General features: G+C 62.9%; 24 protein-coding genes and 1 pseudogene. All 25 read right to left on the bottom strand.

Annotation, left to right across the window (positions count from 1 at the left end; translation table 11 throughout):
* Nucleotides 1-21: 21 nt before the first annotated feature.
* The gene (locus ACLIRY_RS08770) at nucleotides 22-1,761 is read right to left on the bottom strand and encodes a relaxase/mobilization nuclease domain-containing protein (RefSeq protein ID WP_413204995.1); all 1,740 of its coding nucleotides are present in this window, start codon (nucleotides 1,759-1,761) and stop codon (nucleotides 22-24) included.
* Between the two features lie 244 nt (nucleotides 1,762-2,005).
* Nucleotides 2,006-2,788, bottom strand: a complete 783-nt coding sequence (locus ACLIRY_RS08765) for a lytic transglycosylase domain-containing protein (RefSeq protein WP_413204994.1) — start codon at nucleotides 2,786-2,788, stop codon at nucleotides 2,006-2,008.
* Nucleotides 2,724-3,059 carry a DUF736 domain-containing protein gene (locus ACLIRY_RS08760; protein WP_413204993.1) on the bottom strand — a complete coding sequence of 112 codons (336 nt, stop codon included), beginning with the start codon at nucleotides 3,057-3,059 and terminating at the stop codon, nucleotides 2,724-2,726. Before ACLIRY_RS08760 ends, ACLIRY_RS08765 begins: the two co-directional genes overlap by 65 nt.
* A gap of 44 nt (nucleotides 3,060-3,103) precedes the next feature.
* Nucleotides 3,104-3,649, bottom strand: coding sequence for a S26 family signal peptidase (locus ACLIRY_RS08755; RefSeq protein WP_413204992.1), 546 nt, complete (start codon nucleotides 3,647-3,649; stop codon nucleotides 3,104-3,106).
* Nucleotides 3,646-4,158, bottom strand: a complete 513-nt coding sequence (locus ACLIRY_RS08750) for a DUF2840 domain-containing protein (RefSeq protein WP_413205340.1) — start codon at nucleotides 4,156-4,158, stop codon at nucleotides 3,646-3,648. The genes ACLIRY_RS08755 and ACLIRY_RS08750 overlap by 4 nt, the downstream gene beginning before the upstream one ends.
* Before the next feature lie 5 nt (nucleotides 4,159-4,163).
* On the bottom strand, nucleotides 4,164-4,415 hold the full coding sequence (locus ACLIRY_RS08745) for a hypothetical protein (protein WP_247261262.1): 252 nt from the start codon (nucleotides 4,413-4,415) through the stop codon (nucleotides 4,164-4,166).
* The gene (parA, locus tag ACLIRY_RS08740; protein ID WP_413204991.1) at nucleotides 4,408-5,064 is read right to left on the bottom strand and encodes a ParA family partition ATPase; all 657 of its coding nucleotides are present in this window, start codon (nucleotides 5,062-5,064) and stop codon (nucleotides 4,408-4,410) included. The genes ACLIRY_RS08745 and parA overlap by 8 nt, the downstream gene beginning before the upstream one ends.
* Nucleotides 5,065-5,342: 278 nt before the next feature.
* Nucleotides 5,343-6,164 (bottom strand): annotated as a pseudogene (locus ACLIRY_RS08735) (replication initiator protein A); the annotation flags it as partial.
* 17 nt (nucleotides 6,165-6,181) lie between these two features.
* Entirely contained in the window at nucleotides 6,182-6,463 is a 282-nt protein-coding gene (locus ACLIRY_RS08730) for a helix-turn-helix transcriptional regulator (RefSeq protein WP_413204990.1), read from the bottom strand.
* Nucleotides 6,464-6,601: 138 nt separating this feature from the next.
* On the bottom strand, nucleotides 6,602-7,108 hold the full coding sequence (locus ACLIRY_RS08725) for a DUF2285 domain-containing protein (protein ID WP_413204989.1): 507 nt from the start codon (nucleotides 7,106-7,108) through the stop codon (nucleotides 6,602-6,604).
* Nucleotides 7,109-7,145: 37 nt separating this feature from the next.
* Entirely contained in the window at nucleotides 7,146-7,370 is a 225-nt protein-coding gene (locus ACLIRY_RS08720; protein ID WP_112796364.1) for a transcriptional regulator domain-containing protein, read from the bottom strand.
* A 112-nt stretch (nucleotides 7,371-7,482) separates the two neighbouring features.
* Nucleotides 7,483-7,755, bottom strand: a complete 273-nt coding sequence (locus ACLIRY_RS08715) for a DNA -binding domain-containing protein (protein WP_413204988.1) — start codon at nucleotides 7,753-7,755, stop codon at nucleotides 7,483-7,485.
* A 117-nt stretch (nucleotides 7,756-7,872) separates the two neighbouring features.
* Entirely contained in the window at nucleotides 7,873-8,118 is a 246-nt protein-coding gene (locus ACLIRY_RS08710; RefSeq protein ID WP_113372415.1) for a helix-turn-helix domain-containing protein, read from the bottom strand.
* A 181-nt stretch (nucleotides 8,119-8,299) separates the two neighbouring features.
* A complete protein-coding gene (locus ACLIRY_RS08705; RefSeq protein WP_112796495.1) occupies nucleotides 8,300-8,626 on the bottom strand; it encodes a DUF736 domain-containing protein in 327 nt (108 codons plus the stop codon).
* Between the two features lie 581 nt (nucleotides 8,627-9,207).
* On the bottom strand, nucleotides 9,208-9,648 hold the full coding sequence (locus tag ACLIRY_RS08700; protein ID WP_413204987.1) for a hypothetical protein: 441 nt from the start codon (nucleotides 9,646-9,648) through the stop codon (nucleotides 9,208-9,210).
* Nucleotides 9,649-9,787: 139 nt separating this feature from the next.
* Complete coding sequence (locus ACLIRY_RS08695; RefSeq protein ID WP_247261271.1) at nucleotides 9,788-9,955, bottom strand: hypothetical protein; 168 nt, start codon at nucleotides 9,953-9,955, stop codon at nucleotides 9,788-9,790.
* Nucleotides 9,956-10,163: 208 nt separating this feature from the next.
* Nucleotides 10,164-10,787, bottom strand: a complete 624-nt coding sequence (locus ACLIRY_RS08690; protein WP_413204986.1) for a GIY-YIG nuclease family protein — start codon at nucleotides 10,785-10,787, stop codon at nucleotides 10,164-10,166.
* An 11-nt stretch (nucleotides 10,788-10,798) separates the two neighbouring features.
* Nucleotides 10,799-11,629 carry a GIY-YIG nuclease family protein gene (locus tag ACLIRY_RS08685; RefSeq protein WP_413204985.1) on the bottom strand — a complete coding sequence of 277 codons (831 nt, stop codon included), beginning with the start codon at nucleotides 11,627-11,629 and terminating at the stop codon, nucleotides 10,799-10,801.
* A gap of 84 nt (nucleotides 11,630-11,713) precedes the next feature.
* Entirely contained in the window at nucleotides 11,714-12,637 is a 924-nt protein-coding gene (locus ACLIRY_RS08680) for a DUF2493 domain-containing protein (RefSeq protein ID WP_413204984.1), read from the bottom strand.
* A gap of 324 nt (nucleotides 12,638-12,961) precedes the next feature.
* Nucleotides 12,962-14,002 (bottom strand): toprim domain-containing protein, encoded by a 1,041-nt coding sequence (locus ACLIRY_RS08675; RefSeq protein ID WP_413205339.1) that lies wholly within the window; start codon nucleotides 14,000-14,002, stop codon nucleotides 12,962-12,964.
* Nucleotides 14,002-18,348 (bottom strand): strawberry notch-like NTP hydrolase domain-containing protein, encoded by a 4,347-nt coding sequence (locus tag ACLIRY_RS08670; protein ID WP_413204983.1) that lies wholly within the window; start codon nucleotides 18,346-18,348, stop codon nucleotides 14,002-14,004. Before ACLIRY_RS08670 ends, ACLIRY_RS08675 begins: the two co-directional genes overlap by 1 nt.
* A 153-nt stretch (nucleotides 18,349-18,501) precedes the next feature.
* Nucleotides 18,502-18,798, bottom strand: coding sequence for a hypothetical protein (locus ACLIRY_RS08665; RefSeq protein ID WP_413204982.1), 297 nt, complete (start codon nucleotides 18,796-18,798; stop codon nucleotides 18,502-18,504).
* The gene (locus ACLIRY_RS08660; RefSeq protein WP_413204981.1) at nucleotides 18,795-19,058 is read right to left on the bottom strand and encodes a DUF6117 family protein; all 264 of its coding nucleotides are present in this window, start codon (nucleotides 19,056-19,058) and stop codon (nucleotides 18,795-18,797) included. Before ACLIRY_RS08660 ends, ACLIRY_RS08665 begins: the two co-directional genes overlap by 4 nt.
* Nucleotides 19,055-19,471, bottom strand: coding sequence for a hypothetical protein (locus tag ACLIRY_RS08655; RefSeq protein WP_413204980.1), 417 nt, complete (start codon nucleotides 19,469-19,471; stop codon nucleotides 19,055-19,057). The genes ACLIRY_RS08660 and ACLIRY_RS08655 overlap by 4 nt, the downstream gene beginning before the upstream one ends.
* Before the next feature lie 126 nt (nucleotides 19,472-19,597).
* Nucleotides 19,598-21,709: a ParB/RepB/Spo0J family partition protein gene (locus ACLIRY_RS08650; RefSeq protein WP_413204979.1), complete on the bottom strand. Its 2,112-nt coding sequence runs from the start codon at nucleotides 21,707-21,709 to the stop codon at nucleotides 19,598-19,600.
* Nucleotides 21,710-21,837: the final 128 nt, after the last annotated feature.

Below are 21,837 nucleotides of genomic sequence, written 5' to 3'. Positions count from 1 at the left end.
GGTTCGTCTTTCGTCAGAAGGTCAAAGGCCAATCCCGCGCTTGCGGGCAAAGCTCCAGTCGATGCCGCCATCGGCGCGGGCGATCCCGGAGACATGGCGGTCGAGATGCTTTTCGAGTGAGGGTGTCCAAGGCACGAGCTGGAAGCCGAGGCCATCATCGATCATGGCGAAGCGGCCGGAGGCGAGCGTGAGCCGACGGCGATAGTCGCCGGTCACATAGTCGCCAGTCCCTGAAGATTTGAACGGTCGGCCGGTCTCGGCTGCGATGGCTTGACCTGCCTGTTCAAGTTCCTGCTTTCGCAGGGTCTCGATCAGGCCGCGCGGAAACATCACCTGGCCGCCACGGCGCTCGGCAACGCCTTGCGCGACAAGATGATCGGCGCGCGCATGCAGGGCATGACGCACCTCCGCGCCGAAGCCGCCGTCAGAGAGCGCGTGCGGATCGCGGGCGATGTTCTGGCGATCAAGCCAGGTCGCGCCGGACGCCGTGATCTGCCGATCAATGTCGTAGTCCGAGCGCACCGCGAGCGCCACGCGGCGCTGTCCGTTGGCGTCATCGAATTTGCGCAGCTCGACGATGGAGCCCGGCGCGCTGTCACCAGCAGCGTCGAGGTTGGAAAGCTTGATGTGATGGGTGCGTCCGTCCACACCATCGACCACCGCATAGGCGGTGCCCTTCAGCTCGTCATCGAGGCCGCGGGCGACTAGCCGCCCGACAATCGTGTCATCAAGACTTTCACCAGCGAGGACGAAGCTCGCCGACCCGCGTTCAATGCCGTGATCTGTCAGCGCCCGGTGCATACGCTTGATGATGTCGCCGCGCTCACCAAGCGCGCGCAGGGTGGCTTCTGCTTTGTCGTCAATGATCCATTGACCGGTACCGACCTCATGGGCGAGGCCGAGGGTTTCGAGCTTGCGCAGTCGGCCGATTTTCTGGCCAAGGAACTCGTCGGGCCGCTCGGCACTGGCAGGCGCCATATCAATGATGCCATGGGCGTTGCGATCACGGGACAACTGGCGATCAAGCTGGGTCCAATGGTCGGCGTCAATCTGGGCGGTCAGGCTGCGGCGGATGTCGAGGTCTGTGCGCGGCCCCAGCTCCTGGGTGACGAGGTCGGCTGCGCGAGCGCGCATACCGTCCTTGATGTAATCGCGAGCAATGACAAGGTCCTGACCATCGTCGGCGCGACCACGCAGGATGACATGCACATGCGGATTGTCCGTGTTCCAGTGATCGACGGCTGCCCAGTCGAGCTTCGTGCCGAGATCCTTTTCCATCTGGCCCATCAGGTCACGGGTGAAGGATCGCAGATCGGCCATGTCCGTCGTGTCCTCCGGCGAGACGATGAAGCGGAAATGATGACGGTCGCCATCTGCCCGCTCGGCAAAGGCCTGCCCATCCACCTCTGTCTCTCCAGGACCGAAGAGATGCGCCTTTTCCCCGTCTCGGGTCACACCATCGCGGCGCAGATAATTAAGGTGGATGGTGAGTGGTGTTGCGCGGGCGCTGTGGCGGACCACACGGGTCTTGATGATAACGACGCGGGAACGGCCGTTCAGAAGGTTATTGGCGCGCACGCTCGCGGTCCGGCCGCGGCCAAAGGTCGAGCGGGTGCCGGCGCTGATGCGGCCAGAGCGGGACACATGGCCGCCAGCCTTCTGGGCCGCTGCCAAGGCCTGAGCGATGAAGGGCCGCGTGGCTTGCGTGCCGGAACTGCGTACGCGGCCAGGACGGATACGAAAGTCCTCGTCGCCACTCATCGCAAAGCTCCAGCACATCGCGACAACGCATTGAATTTACGTAAGGAATGGCAGTTCTGCGAGGTGCTGCACTTCATCGCACCTCGCAAAAGTGATGCATAAACCACTGAAAACAAACGACCGACCAAGCCCGCACCTCGCGGCCTTTTATCTCGCCATCCTTCGGTCGTGTTGCCAGGCTTCGACCTCTGCGCACGCTTCTCTACGCCGGTGTCCGCTATCGTGCGATCAGGAACCCGAGTACTCATGGTGTGCCTCCTTGACTGGCGCGGGCGACAAACAGACCATCGGACTGCGGTTCGATGGCGGAAACATCGCGCACATCCGTTGTCGCTTGGGCCTGCGAAGACGGGCGCTTTTCCGGTATGGGAATGGCGGTTTGGCGGGTGGCGTTCTGCGCAATGAACAGCGGCGCCTGTGTCCAGGTGACGGCATTCGAGGGAGCCGCCAAGATGCTGTCCGATGATCCGGTGGCATCGACCGATTGCGCCACGAGTGCGACATAGGCGCGGGTTTCGCTGGGCAGCGTTCTGCCCTTGAGGGAGGCTTCATAGCGCCCTGGGCCAGCATTATAGGCGGCGATCCAGCCGGGCGAGCCGTAACGGTCAAACAGTTCCCGGATATAGGCGGCGCCTGCGATGATGTTGTCATGCGGATCGTAAGGATCGGCGCCCAACCGGTGCCGCGCGCGCAAGTCTTTCCAAGTCGCGGGCATGATCTGCATCAGGCCCATTGCGCCCTTGGGCGAGAGCGCATGTGGATCGCCGACGCTTTCCGCCTCCAGCACGGCGCTGATCCAGCGCGCGGGGAGCTCAAACCGGTCAGCGGCCTCGGCGATGTGATCGGCGTAGGCACCACTGGGCGATTGGGCAACCGGCGTCGGCGGATCGGCAATCGCAGGGCTTTGCGATGCATTTAGAAAGACAAGGCCGGAAAGGAGAAGAGGGAGCAGGCGCATGGCGTCAGTCCCGTCCTTCGCGCTTTTGCGGGCGGTTCCAATGCAGCGACCAGGCGTGACCGGTGTCATCGTCGCGGAAGAGATTGGCGCGGATCGGCTGCGGCAGCAGTGGGTCGTCGAGAACCAAGGCGATGAATTCGCCCGCGCGTTCGCCGGTGCGTTTCCATCCGGCACCGGCTTCCGGGCCATCCTCGGTATCGAGGTGGACACGATAGTCCGGCGCGCCCTCCGTGTCGGACGGGGGAATGGCGACAATCACCAGCTCGGCGCTCAGCATGAGCGTGCGGATGTGACCGGAAAAGCCAGAAGGGTTGCGCGTAAACTGTCCGATCTGTGTCATGGAAACCTCCTTGGAACGGTGGAAGAAGACGGCAACGTGGGCGCTCACGGCGCTGTTGCGCGCCAGGTGAAGCGGCCATTGCCAGCCGGATCGGTGTAGAGCGGGTGCGCCTTGCCGAGCACATCCGTGACCGGCAGCGGGCCGAAATAGCGGCTGTCCAGGCTGTCGCGGGCGGCGGGATTGAGCAGAAAAACCGCGTTAGGAGCGATGTGTTGGCAGCCTTGCCAGACCGGCAATTCACGACCGCGACTGTCGCGGTCGAGTGCTGCGGCGGCGAAACGTCCATCGATCATGATGTCGCGGCCGATCCGGCAGACCTGTTGCCCGGACAAGGCCGCAATGTGTTTCAGGAGGGGAACGCCACGACCGATATAGCGGCGCTCTACCATGAAACCTTCGAGCGCCTCATCTGGTCTGACGACCACCAGATCGCCGATCTGAAGCTTGCTGGCCGGACCAATGGAATAGAGGCCGATCGGCGCACTGGCGGTGGCGTTCCAGAGCAGTTTCATCGGCATAACGGAAAAGGTGGTGATGCCGATCGCTGAAAGGGCCGTGGCCGCCGCGAGAAGATAAAGGAAGCGCTTCATTGGCTGACCTCCAGTCGTTTAAGCCACGCCCGATGACGCGCCAGCGTGTAGGGGCGTGGCGGTTCGCCGGTCGCGAGGCGATTGTGGACATGACGCCAGTGATCGGGCGCAACAGCGCACGGGTCGATCCGCAAGGCCTCAATGGCGTCGATGTGGCTCAAAACCCGTTCGACCTTCGGCCAACTCGCTACGTGCAGCAGGATGTCGCCGCCGGGTGTCACGGAAGGCACGGTCTGAAATCCGCAGCCTGGCCGCACGGTGCGCACGACATAGAGATGCGAACTCACCGTGCCGAACCTGTTCGCCGCCCAGCGGATGAGCGCGAAGACGCTCTCCGGCGCGAAGCTGACGCAGCGCCGGCGGCGGTCGATCAGGCGTTCGGAGGTCTCATGGCCGAAGCGTATCCAGTGTTCGATCTGCTTCTCGATCCACACCAGCTCGACCTCGGTGAGTTCTGTGGTCTGTGCAGATGCTGCCCCAGCCTGGCGGATCGCTTGCTTGTCCGTCATCACGCTCATGACGGCTCTCCGGCGTCGGCTGGAAACTCCCGCGCGAGGAGATCGCGCAGCATGTCGGCAACGGTCATGCCCCGACGGAAGGCGGCGATCTTGATGCGCCCGCGCATGTCCGGCGTAACGTCGATGGTCAGACGTGCGGTGTTGATGGCGGTGTCAGCGCCGCGCGTTGGCGCATCAGGCGCCTTGATCCAGCTCTCCGGATCGGCTGGCCGGGCGGCGAAGCCGCGACGGGATGGGCGCTCAGCCATGACGATCCCTCCCGGCAGCAAGGCTCGTGATGGCATCAGCGAGCCGGGCAATTTCCCGCGCGGCAGGCCCGTCGGGATCGAGTTCCTGCACCAGTTGCCCGGATTGGGCGGCGGCGGCAAAGACGATGCGCTGGCCAATGGTTGCGTCGAGCACCGGCGGGTCATGATCGGCAAGACCGTCAGCGGTTTCACGGGCCAGTATGGTACGCGCCGCACAGCGATTGAGGACGAAACGGGCGGCAAGCTCCGGACGATAGATGCGGGCTTCCTTGAGCAGGGCAAGCATTTCGGCGGAAGCCCAGCCGTCGAGCGGTGACGGCTGCACCGGGATCAAAATCAGGTCCGCCGCCAAAAGGGCCGAGCGCATCAATCCGGCGACACGGGGCGGACCGTCGATAACGACGTGGTCGGTGCTACGGGCAAGTTCCGGTGCTTCACGGTGGAGCGTATCGCGCGCCAGTCCGATCACACCGAAGAGCCGAGGCAGGCGCTCGTGCTCGCGTTGCTGCGACCAGTCCAATGCCGAGCCCTGCGGGTCGGCGTCGATGAGGGTGACACGCTGCCCCTGCCGCGCCCATTCGCCTGCCAAATGCAGCGCCAGCGTCGTCTTGCCGACACCACCCTTCTGATTGAGGAGTGCCACGATCATCGCGCGCCTCCCGAGCGGCCTGGAGACCGGCTCTTGGTGATCGGTTTTCCGGCGCTGTCCTGGGGGGCAAAGACACCGTCAGATGGGTTTTCCCCGTCGCGCGCGCGCATCAAGAAGTTAGATTCTGTGTTAGATTCTAAGTTAAGGGGGCGATTTCCGGTTTTGCGTCCGTGGCTTAGACCCCGTTTGGGTTCCTGATAGCACGAGGGGCCGGTTCCTGATGGCACGTGTCCGAGGGTTCCCGATGGCACGAGGCTATCCACAGCCTGTCCACAGGTGGGATTGGGCTCGAAGGCGAGCAGCATGCGCCCGCCAACTTCGACCTCCAGAAATAGCGTGTAGCCTGGTAGGGGTTGCCGGCGCACGATGTCTCGCAGCTCAAAGGCGAAGCGCTTGAATGGGGATAACGCGCCCGATTTCTGATGCAGGTGACGGAAGTCAAACCGCCAACCGCTGCGCTGCCGTCCGCCGTGTTTTCGCACAAGGCGATAGAGCCAGCGGTCAAGCCCGCCGGTCAGATCGAAATAGGCCCGGTCGATGGTCAGGATGAGCGCGTTGTCGAGGACGGCCTGATAGAACCAGTCGGGCACGATCAGCTCGATCCCATCCGGTCGCCCGGTCCGATCCGTGCGCTCCTTCCATTCGTTGATCCAGGAGAAGCGATGGCGGCGGCCTTCCGCTGCCTGACGGATGGAGGTGCTGACCGTCGTCGATTGCAGGCGGTCGAGTGCTGCCTTGAGGCGCTGATAGTCGCGAAGCGATGTGCCGCGACCGATGAAGGTGAGAATTTCATAGGGCGTCGCCGCCATGAGCCGCGACGTGCGCAAGCCGGAGTCGCGAGCCTCAACGATCTGGCTTGCGGCCCAGATCAAGATGTCGGCATCCCAGATGGTGGCCATGCCATGGTCTGGCACAGCCTCAACGCGGATCGAGATGGTGCCCGCGACGAAGTCGATGGGGGTCACACGATGCGATTTGGACAGGGAGAAGAAGGGATAGGCCATGAGATCCTGCGCATCTCTTGGCGCGAAATCGCCAGGGAGAGCCCGAAAGAGATCGAGCTGCCCACGTTCCGAAAGGGTTCGATGCCGCGCCGACATGGAATAAGGACGCCGGGTCAGCGCGCGAGGCGGCTTGGTTGGCCGTTGGATGCGAAGGCATGGCGCTTGGCGGGAAGAACCTGACCGCGCGGGTCGGTCGTCGATGTCACCGCGCCGCGCTCGGCCCAGGCTTGCAGGTCGTCGACGGCGTAGACCACGCGGCCACCGAGTTTCTTGTAGGCGGGGCCGGTGCCATAGGTGCGGTGTTTTTCGAGGGTCCGGGCGGAGAGGCTGAGAAATTCGGCGGCTTCCTTGGTGCGCAGAAAGCGCGGCGGCAAAACGGCGAGATCGGGTCGCATGGATCGGCCTTTCGTGGTGTGCGTTGGCACCGTCGGGAACAGACGGCGGATGCAGGCCACGATGGCGAAGGGAAGCGGGTTGGATGGAGGAGGAATTTGCGGGGGGCGAATTTCCCACACCGCGTCAGAACAAGGATTTCAGGGTTTGCGGCGGTGGCGAAGGAGCTTACGATAACCGCCGGAGATCATGGTTCGGGCGTCGCGGAGGAGCGACATCACCGAATGGCGGATCGGGGACACTTGCCATTCGCTACGGCCCAATCGTTTGATGCGGAAGAGGCTCTGGGCAATCTCCTGCTGGGTGGCGCCGGAGCGCAAGCCGTCGATAGCCTGCAACATGCGCCGCGCCCGCGTGCGTTGCTGGCGCGTCAGACGTGCGTCGGGTGGCACGGACCGGCCATGAAGGTGAGCGAGCAGTCGATAGACGGACGCAAGCCGGTCAAAGCCTTCCAGCGTCAGGGGAATGATCGCGGCAAGGGGTTCGGCGTCCAGGCTGAACACTTGCAGCCTTTGATCGTCCAGCATAGGCAAGAGCGCATGGAAGCCGTCAATGCCTTGCTGGTCCGCCGACAAGACGAGCGGCAAGGGACTGTCTGGCGAGGGCGCGTCTTGCAGCACCAGCGGCGGTGATGACAACAAAACCACGCTGGTATCGGCTTGCGGCAGCCAGAAAACAGGGGCGTCAGGCAGGTCGAGGGCTGGATCGACGGCGAAATCGCAACCCCCAGTGCTGGCGGATTTTTTCCGTCAGCTGTTCTCGGTCAGCGCCGGGGTCATTCAGGGCTTCATAGTCCCTGTCGTAGCCTTCGTTGCGGCGCAACCACTCCCAGGCGAGATCAGAGGCGCTCAGGGTGTCGACGTGTTCGTAGTTCGCGGCGGATCGCCAGCGAGACGCATCTGGCAGCATCAGAACCCTCCATCAATGTTGCCGAATTGAGGGAGGGTTAAGATTCCCGGAAGGGTTGTCGGGTGGAAGACAGAGAGTCGGCATCGCCTGATGCCGTAGGAGCATCGCCCCGTTAAGCGGGCGGGCTCTTGCCGATCAGCTCCCGATAGCCATGCTCGCTCATCCATTGGGCGCGAGCGAGATGGGCAGCATAAATACGGCGACATCGGTCCGGATCGGCCTCGGGATCAAGGTCGAACAGAACCCTCACGACATCGCGCCAGTCAGCGCCGTCGCGCTCGGCGTCCAGGAGGCGCAGATAGAGCGTCATATGCTCCTGGTCATAGACCGTGAGCGACGGCCCGGCCGGTGGCTCGTCCTGAAAATGTGGGGTTGATTGCGCCATTACCTGACACCGTAGCAGATGATTTCCACGCCGTTAACTCTATGCACCGTGTCAATGACCCGGGCATGATGAAGAACGGGGAAGACGGGCATGTTGTTCTCGGCGGTCAATCAACGATTATCTTTGCCGGGACTGTTCATGGTGCAGAAGCACGCCTTCACCCTTGTCGGTCAGCAGGAGCACAATGCCGGCCGCCTCCAGTGCCCTGCGAACCTGATCGCGCGTGGTTTCATACACCTCGAGGCCGCTTTCGGATTCGAGGCGCTTGAGCGCGGTCAATGATACTCGGGCCTTGTCAGCGAGCGTCTCCTGCGTCCATCCCAGCAACGCGCGTGCGGCCCGTGATTGTCGGGCGGTGATCATGCATGATCACCTCCCACCGGCAGCAACGCATATGCCAGAACTACGACTATAATAGTCGTTCTTGGCGCGTGGTGCGAGTAAAAACCGTTGAAGATCGCGGCGCTAACCGGAATTGGCAAGCAACTGATTCGGTTGTCATGGGAAAGACCCCGGCCGGAGGGCCGGGGCCTTGGTGCCGGGGTCAGTCGCCGCGGCGACCGTTGGGGCGGGACCAGATCAGCGAGTAGGTCTCGCCGTCTTCGTCGTCGAAGAGGTTGGCGTAGATGGGGGCGTTGAAGCTCGGATCGTCGAGCTTGAGGCCGAGATAGGGTCGGTCGTCGTTGGAACGCTTCGACCAGGCGGCTCCGATTTCTGCCCGGCCGACCATGACGCGGTGGCTGGGGGCGTTTTCGCCGTTGGCGCGCAGGTCGGGGACGATGCGGACGCCCTTGGCCTGGACGCTCAGAGTGACGATCTCGCCGGTGAACTCGTTCGAGCCGGTTTTCTTGAAGGTGCCGATGGTAGCCATTTTGAAATCTCCGTTTTCGTATTCGAGCCCGCTACCGCAGCGGCCTCGATGGCGATCGGGAGGCCGGAGGCGATCGACGCCGCATCGCCAAATCATCCATGATGGCGACCGGAGCGAAGCGGAGGATGGCGACAGAGCTGTTTTCTTGGCTCGCGAGGAATGGGTGAAACCCACGGGAAGAAAATTGCGTCGCGCCATTGCGGCTTAGGCGGTCGAGGCGAAGCCGTCCTTCGGCCAGATCAGCCCATTGGAGAGGCCGTGCAGGTGGCGGTTCTCAACGAGTCCGAGCGGAGATAAATGGCTGCCCTGGTTCCTCATGAACCGGCATAGGCAGTGACATCGAGATCAATTGCCAGTGCCTGGACCTTCGGCTTGCATCATCCTGACCGATGCCACCTGATAGCCCGCCGCAGTGCCGTCTGGTCGGCGGCGTCAGTCCGAGGCTTTTCTGTCGAGCGGCATAGGGCGGCTGCGTTTCACCGGCTTGCTTGACGACCGATCACAACGCCGATCCCCATTTTTCTCGAGACACAAGGCGGTAAAAGTCTTCGCTTGGTTGCCACCCGCGTTGAACACGAAGACTATGCTCGCGCGACGGTCTCGCTCGGCGGCGGGGACACTACCATGCCCGCCACCCTCAGAAACGCTGTGATCCCCACGGCGATCGCGCCGACAACGGAGAAGATGACCTGCCAGGTTTCTGACGGCATGGTGTGCTTGACGATGCCGTGTGTGGCGTGAAAGCCGGCGATTGCCGCCGGAAGCACAAAGGCAGCGGCGACCAGCAGCCTGATCCAGAGGGGCCGCACGACGATCAGCAGAAATTGGCCGATACCAAGCGTCAGCGCCGCGCCGACAAGGCCGATGAGGATTGCGCCTGGCCATCCAGCGCCCGTACCATAGGCCCACGTTCCGATTGAAACGCTGGCGAAAAGCGGCAGTGTGAAGACCGCGAGCGTGAACAGCAGCCAGCAGAGGAAGCCTATGGCGGCGATAGATGCGAGAATGCCGAGAATGAGCATGGTGGTGTCTCCGGGAGATGAACTCTGACGGTTGCGCCTCCACCACCACCATGGCGCAGCCAGAGTATAGCAAATCGACAATGAAAAGAGGAGTGGAAACCGGCGGGTTTCCGCCATTTGAGGCGAGGCTTTCGCCCCGTTATGGGGCGAAAGGATCGATTTCGCGCAGGATCGAGGCCTCGTCGCCGTCGAATTCGGCGGCCGGCGTGACCGAGAGCGTGCCGTCGCCAGCGCGGAATATAACAATGGCGACCATCAGGGTCGAGGCGAGGCTGAGAGCGAAGGCGTAAGCGTCGGTAGAGGACATTGATCCGGCTCCTGTTTGAAGCGGAGGACCATCCCCCGCTGACAGGCGCCCGAAGTGTCCGGCCAAGGGCCGCAATCACCGATGAAGGCGAAGCCGCAAGCGGCGGCACGCGCATGCGTAGTCCGACCCTTTACGGGTTGATGGCGTCAGGCCATTGGTTGGATCAAGGATAAGCGCAAATGAAGCGGGGGTGTCTTCAAGCTCATTATCAGCCGGAGCTGCGCATGTTCCATTCGAGAGCAAATTTCTTAATAAGGCCAAGTTCCAGCCCGGCACTGCCGTGAACTGGGAGGCCATTCCACTCCAGATCAGGTGGCATGGCGGCATATATTTCGATCATCGAAAGGCTTTGCAATTCAGACTTGATGGCGCGATTAAGCCGTTGGCTGGTACGTTGGGAGACGCCCGGCTTGGCATAAAAATAAAGGCGTTTTGCCAGTCCCATCGTTGCCACACCGACATATAAAGCGATACCCGATCTTACGAAGGCATATACACCAACCGCGTGCGGAACCTCGCCTTCAATCGACAAGATATCATCAGTCAATATCCAGCGACCAATCTGCGTAAACCCGGCCTTTTTGAGAGCGTCAGATGACAGGAATGGCTTCTCCACGGTCGTCGCGGACGCAGGTACCCGCTTGATATTTTCAGTTGTTCCCGACTTTTTCATAGCCTGTTCGGAGGCAAGCACGTTAAAGGCGTGCTGATAGCGAATGCCCAGTCGCTTTGCTATTTCGGCTGGCTTCAGGCCCGCGGCACCCAGCGCACGAATCTGTTCCGACTTGGTTGATGTGCGCGGGACTGGTTGATTGACCTGATTTTCGTCCATAGTTCCGCCTTTCAATTCCTGTTGAGGCCCATTTCGCGGCTTTGAAGTTTATTCTTCCACCTGATTTCCAAAACCGTCAGGTCAGCTGTCGTTGCACCCGTCCCAACTGTTTCGAGAATGGATATCTGATAATCGCTCGGATCCCGACTTTTGAGGCCGATATTTCCGCCGTGACCGGAAGCAAAATATTCTCGCCAACGCCCCATGAAGCCATCTGATCCAGATGCCATTCCGACATATTGCTCACGGGTCTTCGGACATGTGAGGAGATAAATACCGCGCGTGGTCGACAGGGCCGTTGACCATGTCGCGGGCAAACTGTCGATCTCGGACATCTTTATTAGGAGACCTTGAAACCCAGGAAACGGTGGTTCGCCAAGAGTGCGGCGCAATTCGACAATGGGCTTTGGCGCTCCGTCACCACGCTGTATCCACGAGCGATAGCCGCTGCCCCACTCGATCCAAAGCCGACCGGCATATTCCGACATTTCGGTAAGCAACGTCAGCTTATAAAGGTGGCAACTTCCAGCCGGTTCAACACCACCTGTTACCGGATGAAGTCGCTCCGAGGGAAGCAAGCCTGTCAGTTCTGCTGAATAGAGCCCAACGAATAGCGTTTCACGATCAGGGGCGCCAACAAATGATGCCCAGTAGGGTGCATTCAAGCGCGCCTTATCAGCTATCGCCTGGGTCTCTTGATATGCCTCGAAGCGATCTCTGTGGTCCCGCCATAGTGTGTAGGGTGAGTGATATCCCTTGTAGCGATTATCCTGATGGCGCAGCAACCTAACGTTACGACGTTCTATTCCGTTCACGTCGAGCAAATTTCCGAACGACAACATGCTATTAATCCATATTCGACGATGCGACTTTACGGTCGGCGTGACCAGCGTCAACTGCCGTCGCAAGGCATATGAGTTGTCAGTTCATGCGCTGCCGCCAAATCGATAAACCGGGATGCCCAATTTGCGAGCCTTGTCGGCAAGATTGTCTTGAATACCAGTGCCCGGGAAGACGATAACGCCGATTGGCATGACGGAAAGCATCTGATCGTTGCGTTTGAACGGGGCCGCCTTGGCGTGCTTCACCCAGTCGGGCCTGAAGGCGACCTGCGGCACCTTGCGGTGGTCGGCCCAGCGCGCAGCGATCTTTTCGGCGCCTTTGGGAGAGCCGCCGTGCATCAACACCATATCGGGATGCTTGGCGTGGACCTGATCGAGTTTGGCCCAGATTAGCTTGTGGTCGGCAGTGTCGCCGCCGGTGAAGGCGATCTTCGGCCCGGCGGGTATAAGCGCTTCGGTCTCAGCGCGACGTTTGGCTGCCAGGAAGTCGCGGCTGTCGATCATCGCTGCGGTAAGATTGCGATGGTTGGCCATCGATCCTGTGCGGGGCCTCCAGCTTGATCCGGTATGGCGCTCGAAATGATCGGCGGCCTGATCGCGCATCAGTTCGAAGGCGTCGCGGCGTTCCAGAAGCGTCTGCCCCTCGGCGGTGAGGCGCTCCAGTTCGACGGATTTCACCTCGCTGCCGTCCTGTTCGCGCTGAAGGCGGCGCTGTCCTTGCTCGTTGTCGTCCAATTCGCGTTCAATCCGGTGGCAAGCGCGGTGGAAGAGATTGACGGTTGACCAGAGAAGATCGTCGAGATCAGGTTCGAGGCGGGTGTCCATAAGGGTTGCGATGAGGGCGTCGAAGATGTCGGCAATGGCGCCGGTGACGCGGCTTGCTTCCGGCAGGGGACGGGGGTCTGGCTCGTTTTCAAAGGGGCGATAACCGTAAAGCTGAAGCTCCTGGAGGAGATGGTCTGTGGGAGAGGATGCGTGGTGGGGCTCGAAATCGTCGTGCTCGCTCATAGGATGCTCCATCGTTTGGACCGCGACCCTCGCGGCCTTCTTGGCGACGAAGCGCATGGGCGGGACGGGACTGCACCCGCAGCAAAGCGGAGGGCCGAAGCGTGAGCGGAGGATGGCGACAAGCCGGCTATTTTGTTTCGCGATGGAAAGGCGGCCCATTTTCTCTTTTGGGGCCGCCGCCGGAAAATAGTCGGCGCAGCCATTGCCGCCCCGGCACGCCTATGGGCCGATCGCCCTCTCGAAGGCCGAGGCGCGGCTCTCTTTCGATGTAGGGGCATTCGGGCGGGCATTTGGCGATGACCTCGCCACTTTCCTCCCTGCCGGTTATGCCGCCAGCGCCATGAAGCGGGCGACGTCCTGTGGTGCGAGTTGGCCCCTGAGATTGGCCCGGAGTGCATCGAGGCCAAGGTGCCGGAGATCTTCGTTGAAGTCCTCCCGTACCGGCGAGAGCACGATCACCTCGATCCCGACCGCGTTCGCCCGTTCGACCAAATTGTCCCGCGCACCGTCGCCCGCCGGGTCGTTGTCGCGGACGATATAGAGCCGACGCAACGTTTCCGGAAACAGAATGGCGGCGAGATGGGAAGCGGACAATGCCGCCGCCATGGCCATGTCCGGTATCGCCTGTCGTACCGACAAGACGCTTTCGATGCCTTCGCCCGCCGCCATCACCTCGCCGGCAATCCCGAAGCGAACGGCATGACCGAGTAAGTCGCCCATCGCCTTGCGCTGCGTTTCGACAGGCGCCTTACCGGTGCCGTCAGGGGCGAGCCATGTCCGGTGGGCGCCAGTAATTCGGCCGTTAAGATCGGTGACGGCAGCGATCATCGCTGGCCAGGTTTCAAGCGGGCCGTGGTCATCTGGCCGATAATAGCAGTGTGGATGGAAGCGCAGGTTTCCGGTTCCGTGCAAAGCCGTAATGCCGCGTGTGCGGAAATACGTCTCTACGGGGGTGCCGCTGATCCGCTTCGACATGGCGATCAATCGCTTTGCCGCCTCTGCCGAGCCTGACGGAGCTGGTTTGCCCATTCGTTTCTTGGGTGCGGGCGCGGGTTCAGGATGCGGCATACTGAGAAAGGAACGCGCCTCGTCGACGACATCGGCGAAGTCAATCAGGCCGCAACTCTCCCGGATCACGTCGAGCAGGTCGCCATGTTCGCCGGTGGCGGCGTCGGTCCATTTGCCGGCAGGTCCCTTCATCGTTTCCTTGAGCCGCACGAACATCGAGCGGCCCGGCGTGTTGCGGGCATCGCCGACCTGCCAGTAATTGCCCTGGCGACGGCCGGCGTCGAGATAGTGGCGGCACACCGCCTCGGCCTCTTGGCCGAGACGGGTCGCCAGATCGGAAGCGTCGAGCCGGGTCATCATGCTGCCTCACGTTCGCCGATGCGTTGGAGCGGGTAGCGGCCCAACACGCGCTCCAGCACCACGGGGCCGGCTGCATCGGTCGGCACGAACATCCTGAGCTTCCACGAGATGATCTCGTGAAACAGGCCGTAGGCGGTAAGCCGCTCGCGCATCGTGTCGGTGAACCCCGACAATTCGATGCGATCGGCGCCCATGACGCGGACGCGGCGAAGCTGAAGTCCCTCAGCGAGGTCGAGGATGGTGCGCCCATCCATCAGCGCCATGAAGGCGTCGGCGGGCGTTAGCGTGGCTGCGCCGGTCGTGGTTGCATGGGCCGCCCAGGCTGGAGAGACCTTGCGGCCGACGATCCGCTCGCCCTCGTCGGTCTGGAGCCGATAGACGCGGGTGGATTCGTTCGGCAGCCGCTTCCATATGGGCAGCAACAAGCCGGCGACGATATGGATCGTGCAGTCGGAGAACTCCGGCACATCCGCAACCTCGGCGGCCCAGGCCGTGGCGAAGGCGCTGCGCTCCGCCTCGATCCAATGGGTCTCGCTCATCATCTTCAATGGAACAGTGTGCGATTCCATTGGTCGGACCAGCCGGACGCGACGTTCGATCTCGCCATCATCGAGCATGATCGAGGTAGCGGGGATCTGTACGGCGGCGCGGCCGGAGCGCTCGTTGACCAGCAGTCTGGCGCCGGGTTCGCCGAGGTGGCCGAGCGCCTCGTCCAGCGTGACCGGGCGGTTGCGCGCGCGCTGCGCGATGGTGAGCAGCCGGGTCTCGGCGCCCGTGCTTGGATGCATATAGATGGTCTGGCGATCAGTGACGGTGAAGCCTTCCGCCGTCAACGTTTCCAGCCCGACATCGTAGACGCCGCTGGCGATGGCCCCCTCGATCTTGGAGGTAAGAAGTTGCTCGAAGGCGGTAAACAGCACGCCCTGAAGCTCTATCGTCAGCGCCAGCAGCCGGTTGAGGAATGTGGTGATGTGCGGCAGTTCGTCCTTGATGCCATGCGCGTCCATCAGCTTCAGGCCGGTGGCGGTTTCGAAGCGCTCGAGTGTGCAGCCTTCGACCTTGCCTCGCACCAGCAACAGATAGAGCTGGCGCAGTGCATCGCGCGCATAGGGGCTTTCGAGATTGTCCTCGGGGCGGAACAGGCCTTGGCCGCCAGTCTGACGCTGGCCGCGCGTAATCGCCCCGAGCGTATCGAGCCGCCGGGCGATGGTGGAAAGAAAGCGCTTCTCCGCCTTCACATCCGTGGCGATCGGTCGGAACAGCGGCGGCTGCGCCTGGTTGGTCCTGTGGGTGCGGCCGAGGCCCTGGATAGCGGCGTCCGCCTTCCAACCGGGTTCGAGGAGATAGTGGACGCGCAGCCGCGTGTTCCGCGCCGACAGCTCGGCATGGTAGCTGCGGCCGGTGCCGCCCGCGTCCGAGAAGATCAGAATGCGCTTGGCGTCATCCATGAAGCTTTGAGTCTCGGCGAGATTGGCCGCGGCGGCACGGGTCTCGACGACAAGGCGGTCACCACCCAACGGCGTGCTCTTGCGGACGATGCGCCGTGAACGGCCCGTCACCTCGGCCACCAGCTCCGTCCCGAAATGCTGGACGATCTGATCGAGCGCGCCGGGTACAGGTGGCAGCGAGGCGAGCTGCGCGATCAGCTCGTCGCGGCGCGCGACGGCTTCGCGGCTTTCGACGGGCTGACCGTCGCGATAGACCGGTCGCGAGGACAGGTTGCCCTCGCTGTCGGTGAAAGGCTCGTAGAGCTGCACCGGGAAGGAATGGGCGAGGTAGTCGAGAACGTATTCCCTGGGCGTGATGTCGATCCGAACGTCGTTCCATTCCTCGGTTGGCAATTCGGCCAGACGGCGTTCCATCAGCGCTTCACCGGTTGAGACGATCTGGATCACGGCGGCATGGCCAGCTTCGAGATCGCTGCTGATCGACCGGATCAGGGTCGGCGTTTTCATGGCTGTCAGCAGATGGCCGAAGAAGCGCTGCTTGGCGCTCTCGAAGGCCGAGCGTGCGGCTGACTTGGCCTGCCGGTTCAATGTGCCGGAAGCGCCGGTGATATTGGCAGCTTCCATCGCAGCATCCAGGTGGTTGTGGATGATGGCGAAGCCCCCGGCATAGGCGTCGTAAATGCGCGTCTGCTCTGGCGACAACGCGTGCTCGACCAGCTCATATTCCACGCCGTCGAAGGAGAGCGAGCGGGCGGTGTAAAGACCGAGCGCGCGCAAGTCGCGGGCCAGCACTTCCATCGCAGCAACGCCGCCGTCCTCAATCGCTTCGACGAACTCCGCCCTGGTCGAGAACGGAAAATCCTCGCCGCCCCAGAGTCCGAGGCGCTGAGCGTAGGCGAGGTTATGGACCGTGGTGGCGCCGGTCGCCGATACATAGACAACACGAGCGTTCGGCAGGGCATGCTGAAGGCGCAGACCGGCGCGACCTTGCTGTGAGGCGGCCACATCGCCGCGTTCTCCCTTGCCGCCACCGGCGTTTGCCATCGCGTGCGCCTCGTCGAAAATGATCGCTCCATCAAAATCAGAGCCCAACCATTCAACGATCTGCCGGACGCGGGAAACCTTCTCGCCGCGGTCGTCGGAGCGTAGCGTGGCATAGGTCGTAAATAGGACGCCTTCCGGCAATGTGATCGGCCGCCCTTGGGGGAAACGCGACAGCGGCGTGATCAGCAAGCGCTCCATGCCGAGCGCCGACCAGTCACGCTGCGCGTCTTCGATCAGCTTGTCGGATTTGCTGATCCAGACGGCCTTACGGCGACCCTGAAGCCAGTTGTCGAGTATGATCGCGGCGGACTGACGGCCTTTGCCGACGCCGGTGCCGTCACCGATCATGAAGCCGCGCCGGAAGCGAACGGCATTCTGTGCATCCTCGCGGGCAGCACTGACCATGTCGAAGGTGGCGTCCACCGTCCATGATCCGGCGAGATGGTCGGCGTGCGCTTCGCCCGCGTAGATGACGGTCTCGAGCTGGGCGTCCGACAACAGATCATGGATATGGGCGGGGAGACGTGGCCGATAGCTTGGCTTTGGCGGTGCGACCGATGCCATCGCGGCGGATTGCACGAGCTTGGTCGGGTGCGCCTGAGAGCCGATAATACGGATCGACTGCAATCCGTATCCTTCGTAGATGCCATCGGACAGGCGTCCGCCTTCGCCGGTCGGCCCGTCGAGAGTCTCGTAGGCAAGCGGCACGCCCTCGGGCTCGGCCAAAGGAGCGGTCGTTGGCGCGACCTTGGCGGCACGATTGATATAACCGCGCACGCTGCGCGCGGCAGCGGCCGGGATCGCCGGGACCATGACGGAGGGATCGACGGCTAGCCGTTCCGGCAGGTGCTCGGTGAGCCAACCCAGCAAGGTTGCAGCGTCGGGCGCGATACCGGGTGCGACCGGGAACACGGCAGGATCATCGGCGGGGCGTTTATCGATGACGGTCAGCCGCGTCGGGAAGGTCGTGCCATGCTTGGCATAGACCGAGCCGTCGATGGCAGCCGAGAAGACGACGCGCGCGCGTTCCTGCAATCGCATGAAGATGTCCGTCCAGGCCGGATTGTCGGGCGCGAAACTGGCGCCGGTGATCGTGACCAGCCGCCCACCGGGAGCCAGGCGCGCCAAGGCTGAGGCGAGATGGCGGTAAGTTGCGTCTGCCATGCGGCCCTCGACATTGGCCATGACCGAAAAGGGCGGATTCATCAGCACGACGCTGGGCGTGACGGCGGCGTCCAGGTGATCGTCTATCTGCGCCGCGTCGAATTGGGTGACGAGAATGGCCGGGAAGAGGAGTGAAAGCAGTCTGGCGCGGGTGTCGGCCAGCTCGTTGAGGACGAGCGTGCCGCCAGCGATCTCGGCCAGGATGGCCAGCAGGCCGGTGCCCGCCGAGGGTTCGAGAACCCGGTCGGCGGGGGTGATGGCCGCGGCGTGGGTGGCGATCAGGCCAAGCGGGATCGGCGTCGAGAATTGCTGAAAGGTCTGGCTTTCGGTCGAGCGCCGCGTATGTGTCGGCAGAAGGCCGGCGATCTTTGTCAGCGCGGACAGCCTTGCCGCCGGAGTTCCGGCTTTGCGGAAAAGCGTATGTCCGTACTTACGGAGAAACAGGATGGTTGCGGCCTCGCAGGCGTCATAGGCCGTCTTCCAGTCCCAGGCACCGGCCGCATCCGACGCGCCAAAGGCGGTTTCCATCGCAGCACGCAAAACTGCGCCGTCGACACGCTCGCCACGTTCGAGATGTGACAATAGCAGACCGGCTGCCGCCAAGATGGCGGCGGCGGGCTCGGGATTGGAGTCAAGCGGAAGTGTTGCGGCGGCGGTCGCCGTCGCGGATGCGGAGATCATGGTCATCGTGGGAACCTCATGGAGAGCGGGAAGGAACGAGCCTGTGCGGTGCTCTCTCTCGACCGCCCCGGCTCAAACCCGTCCCGGCAGCCCTCTCACTCTCAAGACGCACGCATGGAAAAAGCGCCCGACCGCGAGGTGGGGCGCTTTTCGAGGGGATCAGTTCCAGAGGCCGTCCGCGATCTCGGAGGCGACGAGTGTGCGAGCTTTGCGGACCAGGTCGTCGCCGCAGGTATCGACGTGGCCGAAGAAACGGGCGCGCGCGCCATTTTCGGTCCAGTCGGCATAGGTGCAATATTCCTGAGCGTCAGATCGAAACGCCCGCATGTCGCTGGCCCAATGCGGCTTGGGCTCGACAACGACGGTGAGGCTGCCTCTGGTTTCCGGCCAGGGTAGAGACCGTTCATGCGGCGGATTTTGGCGATCCGCCGCGAAAATGGCGTCGATGTCGATCATGGCGTATCTCCCGGCTCGGGGTGCACGAAGCCTTCGGGATCGCCGGGATCGGGCGGCAGATAGGCGTCATAGGGATTGCCGTCGGCGAGATGGCCGAACGGCGTGAACACGTAATCGCCATCGTCTCGCCCCACGGCACAGATGACGTAGCGCGGGCTGCCCGTCGCTGCGTCGAGGCACTCCATGAGGGCGAGATTGCCGTCGCCCGCCGCGCGCAGCAGGGTCTGGAAATTGGTCCGGGCATGGGCGGGGATGCTCATAGCGGACCTCCCTCGCTGGAGATGGTCTGGCCGAGCCAGCCATCGGTGTAGATCCAGTCCACGGTCTCGCCGGTGGCGAGGTCGAGGACGTGAGCGCCGCCGCCGAAGCCGTCGAGACGCGGCCGCGAGCAGGTGTTGGCGTATTGGAAGCCCCATTTGCCAGTGAGGGCGAACTCGGCTGCGCAAAGCTTTACGAACTGGATGAGGCGCTCGGGGTCGCCGGTCACGTCGTCTCGCATCCAGAGTTGGTTGCCGCCGTGCTCGGGCTGGATAGAGAGAAGAAAGCCTTCGGAGGGCGGCTCCTCCGACGCGCCTTCAGCGGACAGCGCGTTGTAGAGGTCGAGCGCACGAGCGGCGTTCTCGGGTGTGCCGACGTTGAGCAGGCACGAGAAATGGGTGAAATAATCGGCCATGACAGGCTCCTGAAACGAGAAAGCCCGGCCCGCGTGGCATCGCCGCGCAGACTTTGGATCTTGGGGCCAGGCTGAAAGGGTGGAGAAGGAGGGTGCAGGACGGCCGGAGCCGTTCCGCATTGCCCGCTATTCAGCGGCGACGGCGTGCGAAGCCTCGTCCTCTTCGTCGGAGGGCGCCTCATCGTCATCGAGGAACGCAGGGAGCGCTTCGTCGCCTTCGCCGTTCATGGCCGGTTCGTCCTGATCGACCAGGCGAAGCGGCTCGGGTAGCCAGCCGGTGTCGGCCAACAGGCGTTCGGCTTCCTTGGCCATGTCGCCCTTTTTCAGATGGTCGATGAGCCCTGCTGCCCGCTCGCCCGCGCCCTCCCGAACGGCTTCGAGAATGCGGGGCTTGGTGACGCGGCCAAGATAGTTGCCAACGGTCGGCTTCCAGCCCGCCGTCACCATGTTGAGGCTGGTGGCTCGTGCCAGCCGGTCGGCCTGCGCCAGGCGTATGTCGAGCCCATGCTGGCTGACACCCGAACCGTAAGGGTTCGGTCGCTCGTACAGGGCGTTCACCCCGAAGCTGACGCAATGAGCCAGCAGATCGAGGCGTGTACCATCGTCGAGGTGAGCCAACCAATCCCAGAGCGCCTGATCGTCGGCGGGAACATGATCGCCCCAGCGCTCGTGCCGTTCGGCGACCTCACGCGCGGGTGCGCTGTCTTTCAACTCGTCGGACTGCGCCGAGAAGAAGACATGATTGACGCGGGCCTCGAGGCAGCCAGCGGGCGCGGTGCGCCGGAACGTGTCGTTGACCAGCTTGTGCAGCAGCATGGTCATGGCGACATCCGGATTTTCGGCGACCGCGTTGCGCAGAGCAAGGGTGCGATGCGCAGTCAATTCGATGACGAGGCGCTCGGGCAACGGCTTGATGCCTTCCTCTTCATCGTCTTCCGGCTCCGCAGCCTGGCCGCCAATCGTGATGACGGCGCGCTGCACGGCAGGCGTGGCCAGATCGTCGGTATCACCGCCAGGCTCCGGCGCATCGCTGCCATCGCTCCCGGAGGATCGTTCATCCTCGGGACGGACATAGCCGCGATCCACCGACAGCGTGCCATCGGCGTTAAGGCTGACGAAGACGCCGGCGATGGCGATGTCGGCCGGATCGTAGATCGACGGGCGCTGCTCGAAGGCGTCGAGCGCTTGTTCGATCTCGCCGAGCCTCGCGTCGATATCGTCGGGCAACTCGTCGGCTTCAGAATATTCGGCTTCAAGCCGGTCATATTCCTCGCGAAGGGCCTCACGAGTGGCACGTTCATCTTCGGTCAGGTCGACCGTGACGCCGACAAGCGCCCGCAGTCCATGCTCGTGCCCATAAGGAAAGCTCAAGCTGGCTTCGACCCATTTCCAGCCTTCACCCGCGATCTCGTCGGCGACGCTCTTGAGCTTTTCGGCCACCAGGCGGTCGAGCAAGGCGGCATCTTGAAGCCAGCCGCCATCGTCGGACTGGAACAGGTCGCGCAGTACGCTCCCGCCGGCCGCCTCATAGGCTTCGATGCCCACAAAAACGGCGCGCTTGTCGGAGGCCCGTACCGTGGTTTCGGTCAGCATCCGGCGGATGTGATAGGGTTCCTTCTGCCAGCCATCCTTGATCGCGTCCCAGACCTGTTCCTGGCGGGCATGGTCGGAACTGACGGCGAAGGCCATGAGCTGTTCGAGCGTCATGCCATCTTCGCCGTAGATTTCCAGCAAGGTCGGTGAGACGGATGCGAGGCGCAGGCGCTGCTTGACGATATTGACGCCGACGAAGAAGGCGGCGGCGATGGCTTCCTCGGTCATGCCCTTGTCGCGCAGCCCCAAAAAGGCGCGAAACTGATCGAGCGGATGCAGAGGCGCGCGTTCGATATTCTCGACCAGTGACACCTCATCGATGAGGATGTCACTGTTGGGGTCGCCGACGATGCAGGGGACGGGCGCGGTCTTGGCCAGGCGCTTTTGCTTCGCCAGCAGTTCAAGGGCGCGATAGCGGCGGCCGCCAGCGGGCACCTCGAACATCCCGGTCTCAGTGCCGTCGGCGTCGAGGACGGGACGGACATGCAGAGACTGGATGAGCCCGCGCCGGGCGATGGACTCGGCCAGCTCCTCGATCGAGACGCCGGCCTTGACGCGCCGGACGTTGGATTGGCTCAACGCCAGCTTGTTGAAGGGAATGTCGCGCGCCGACGACAGGGTGATCTTCTGAATGGCAGTCGCCATGTTCCTTACTCCGCGGCGGGCGGCCGGGAGCCTCTCTCTCGACCTCCAAACCCGTCACGAAGCGAAGCGCCGCCCTCTCACTCTATGAGGGCAGCGCCGGGCTGGCGGAAAAGTGCAAAGCCGGAAAC

The organism is Rhodospirillum sp. A1_3_36 (genome assembly GCF_047263945.1).
GTDB lineage: Bacteria > Pseudomonadota > Alphaproteobacteria > Rhodospirillales > Rhodospirillaceae > Rhodospirillum.
The sequence above is the reverse complement of the archived record's forward strand: the minus strand, read 5'-3'. Positions and strand labels throughout refer to the sequence as shown.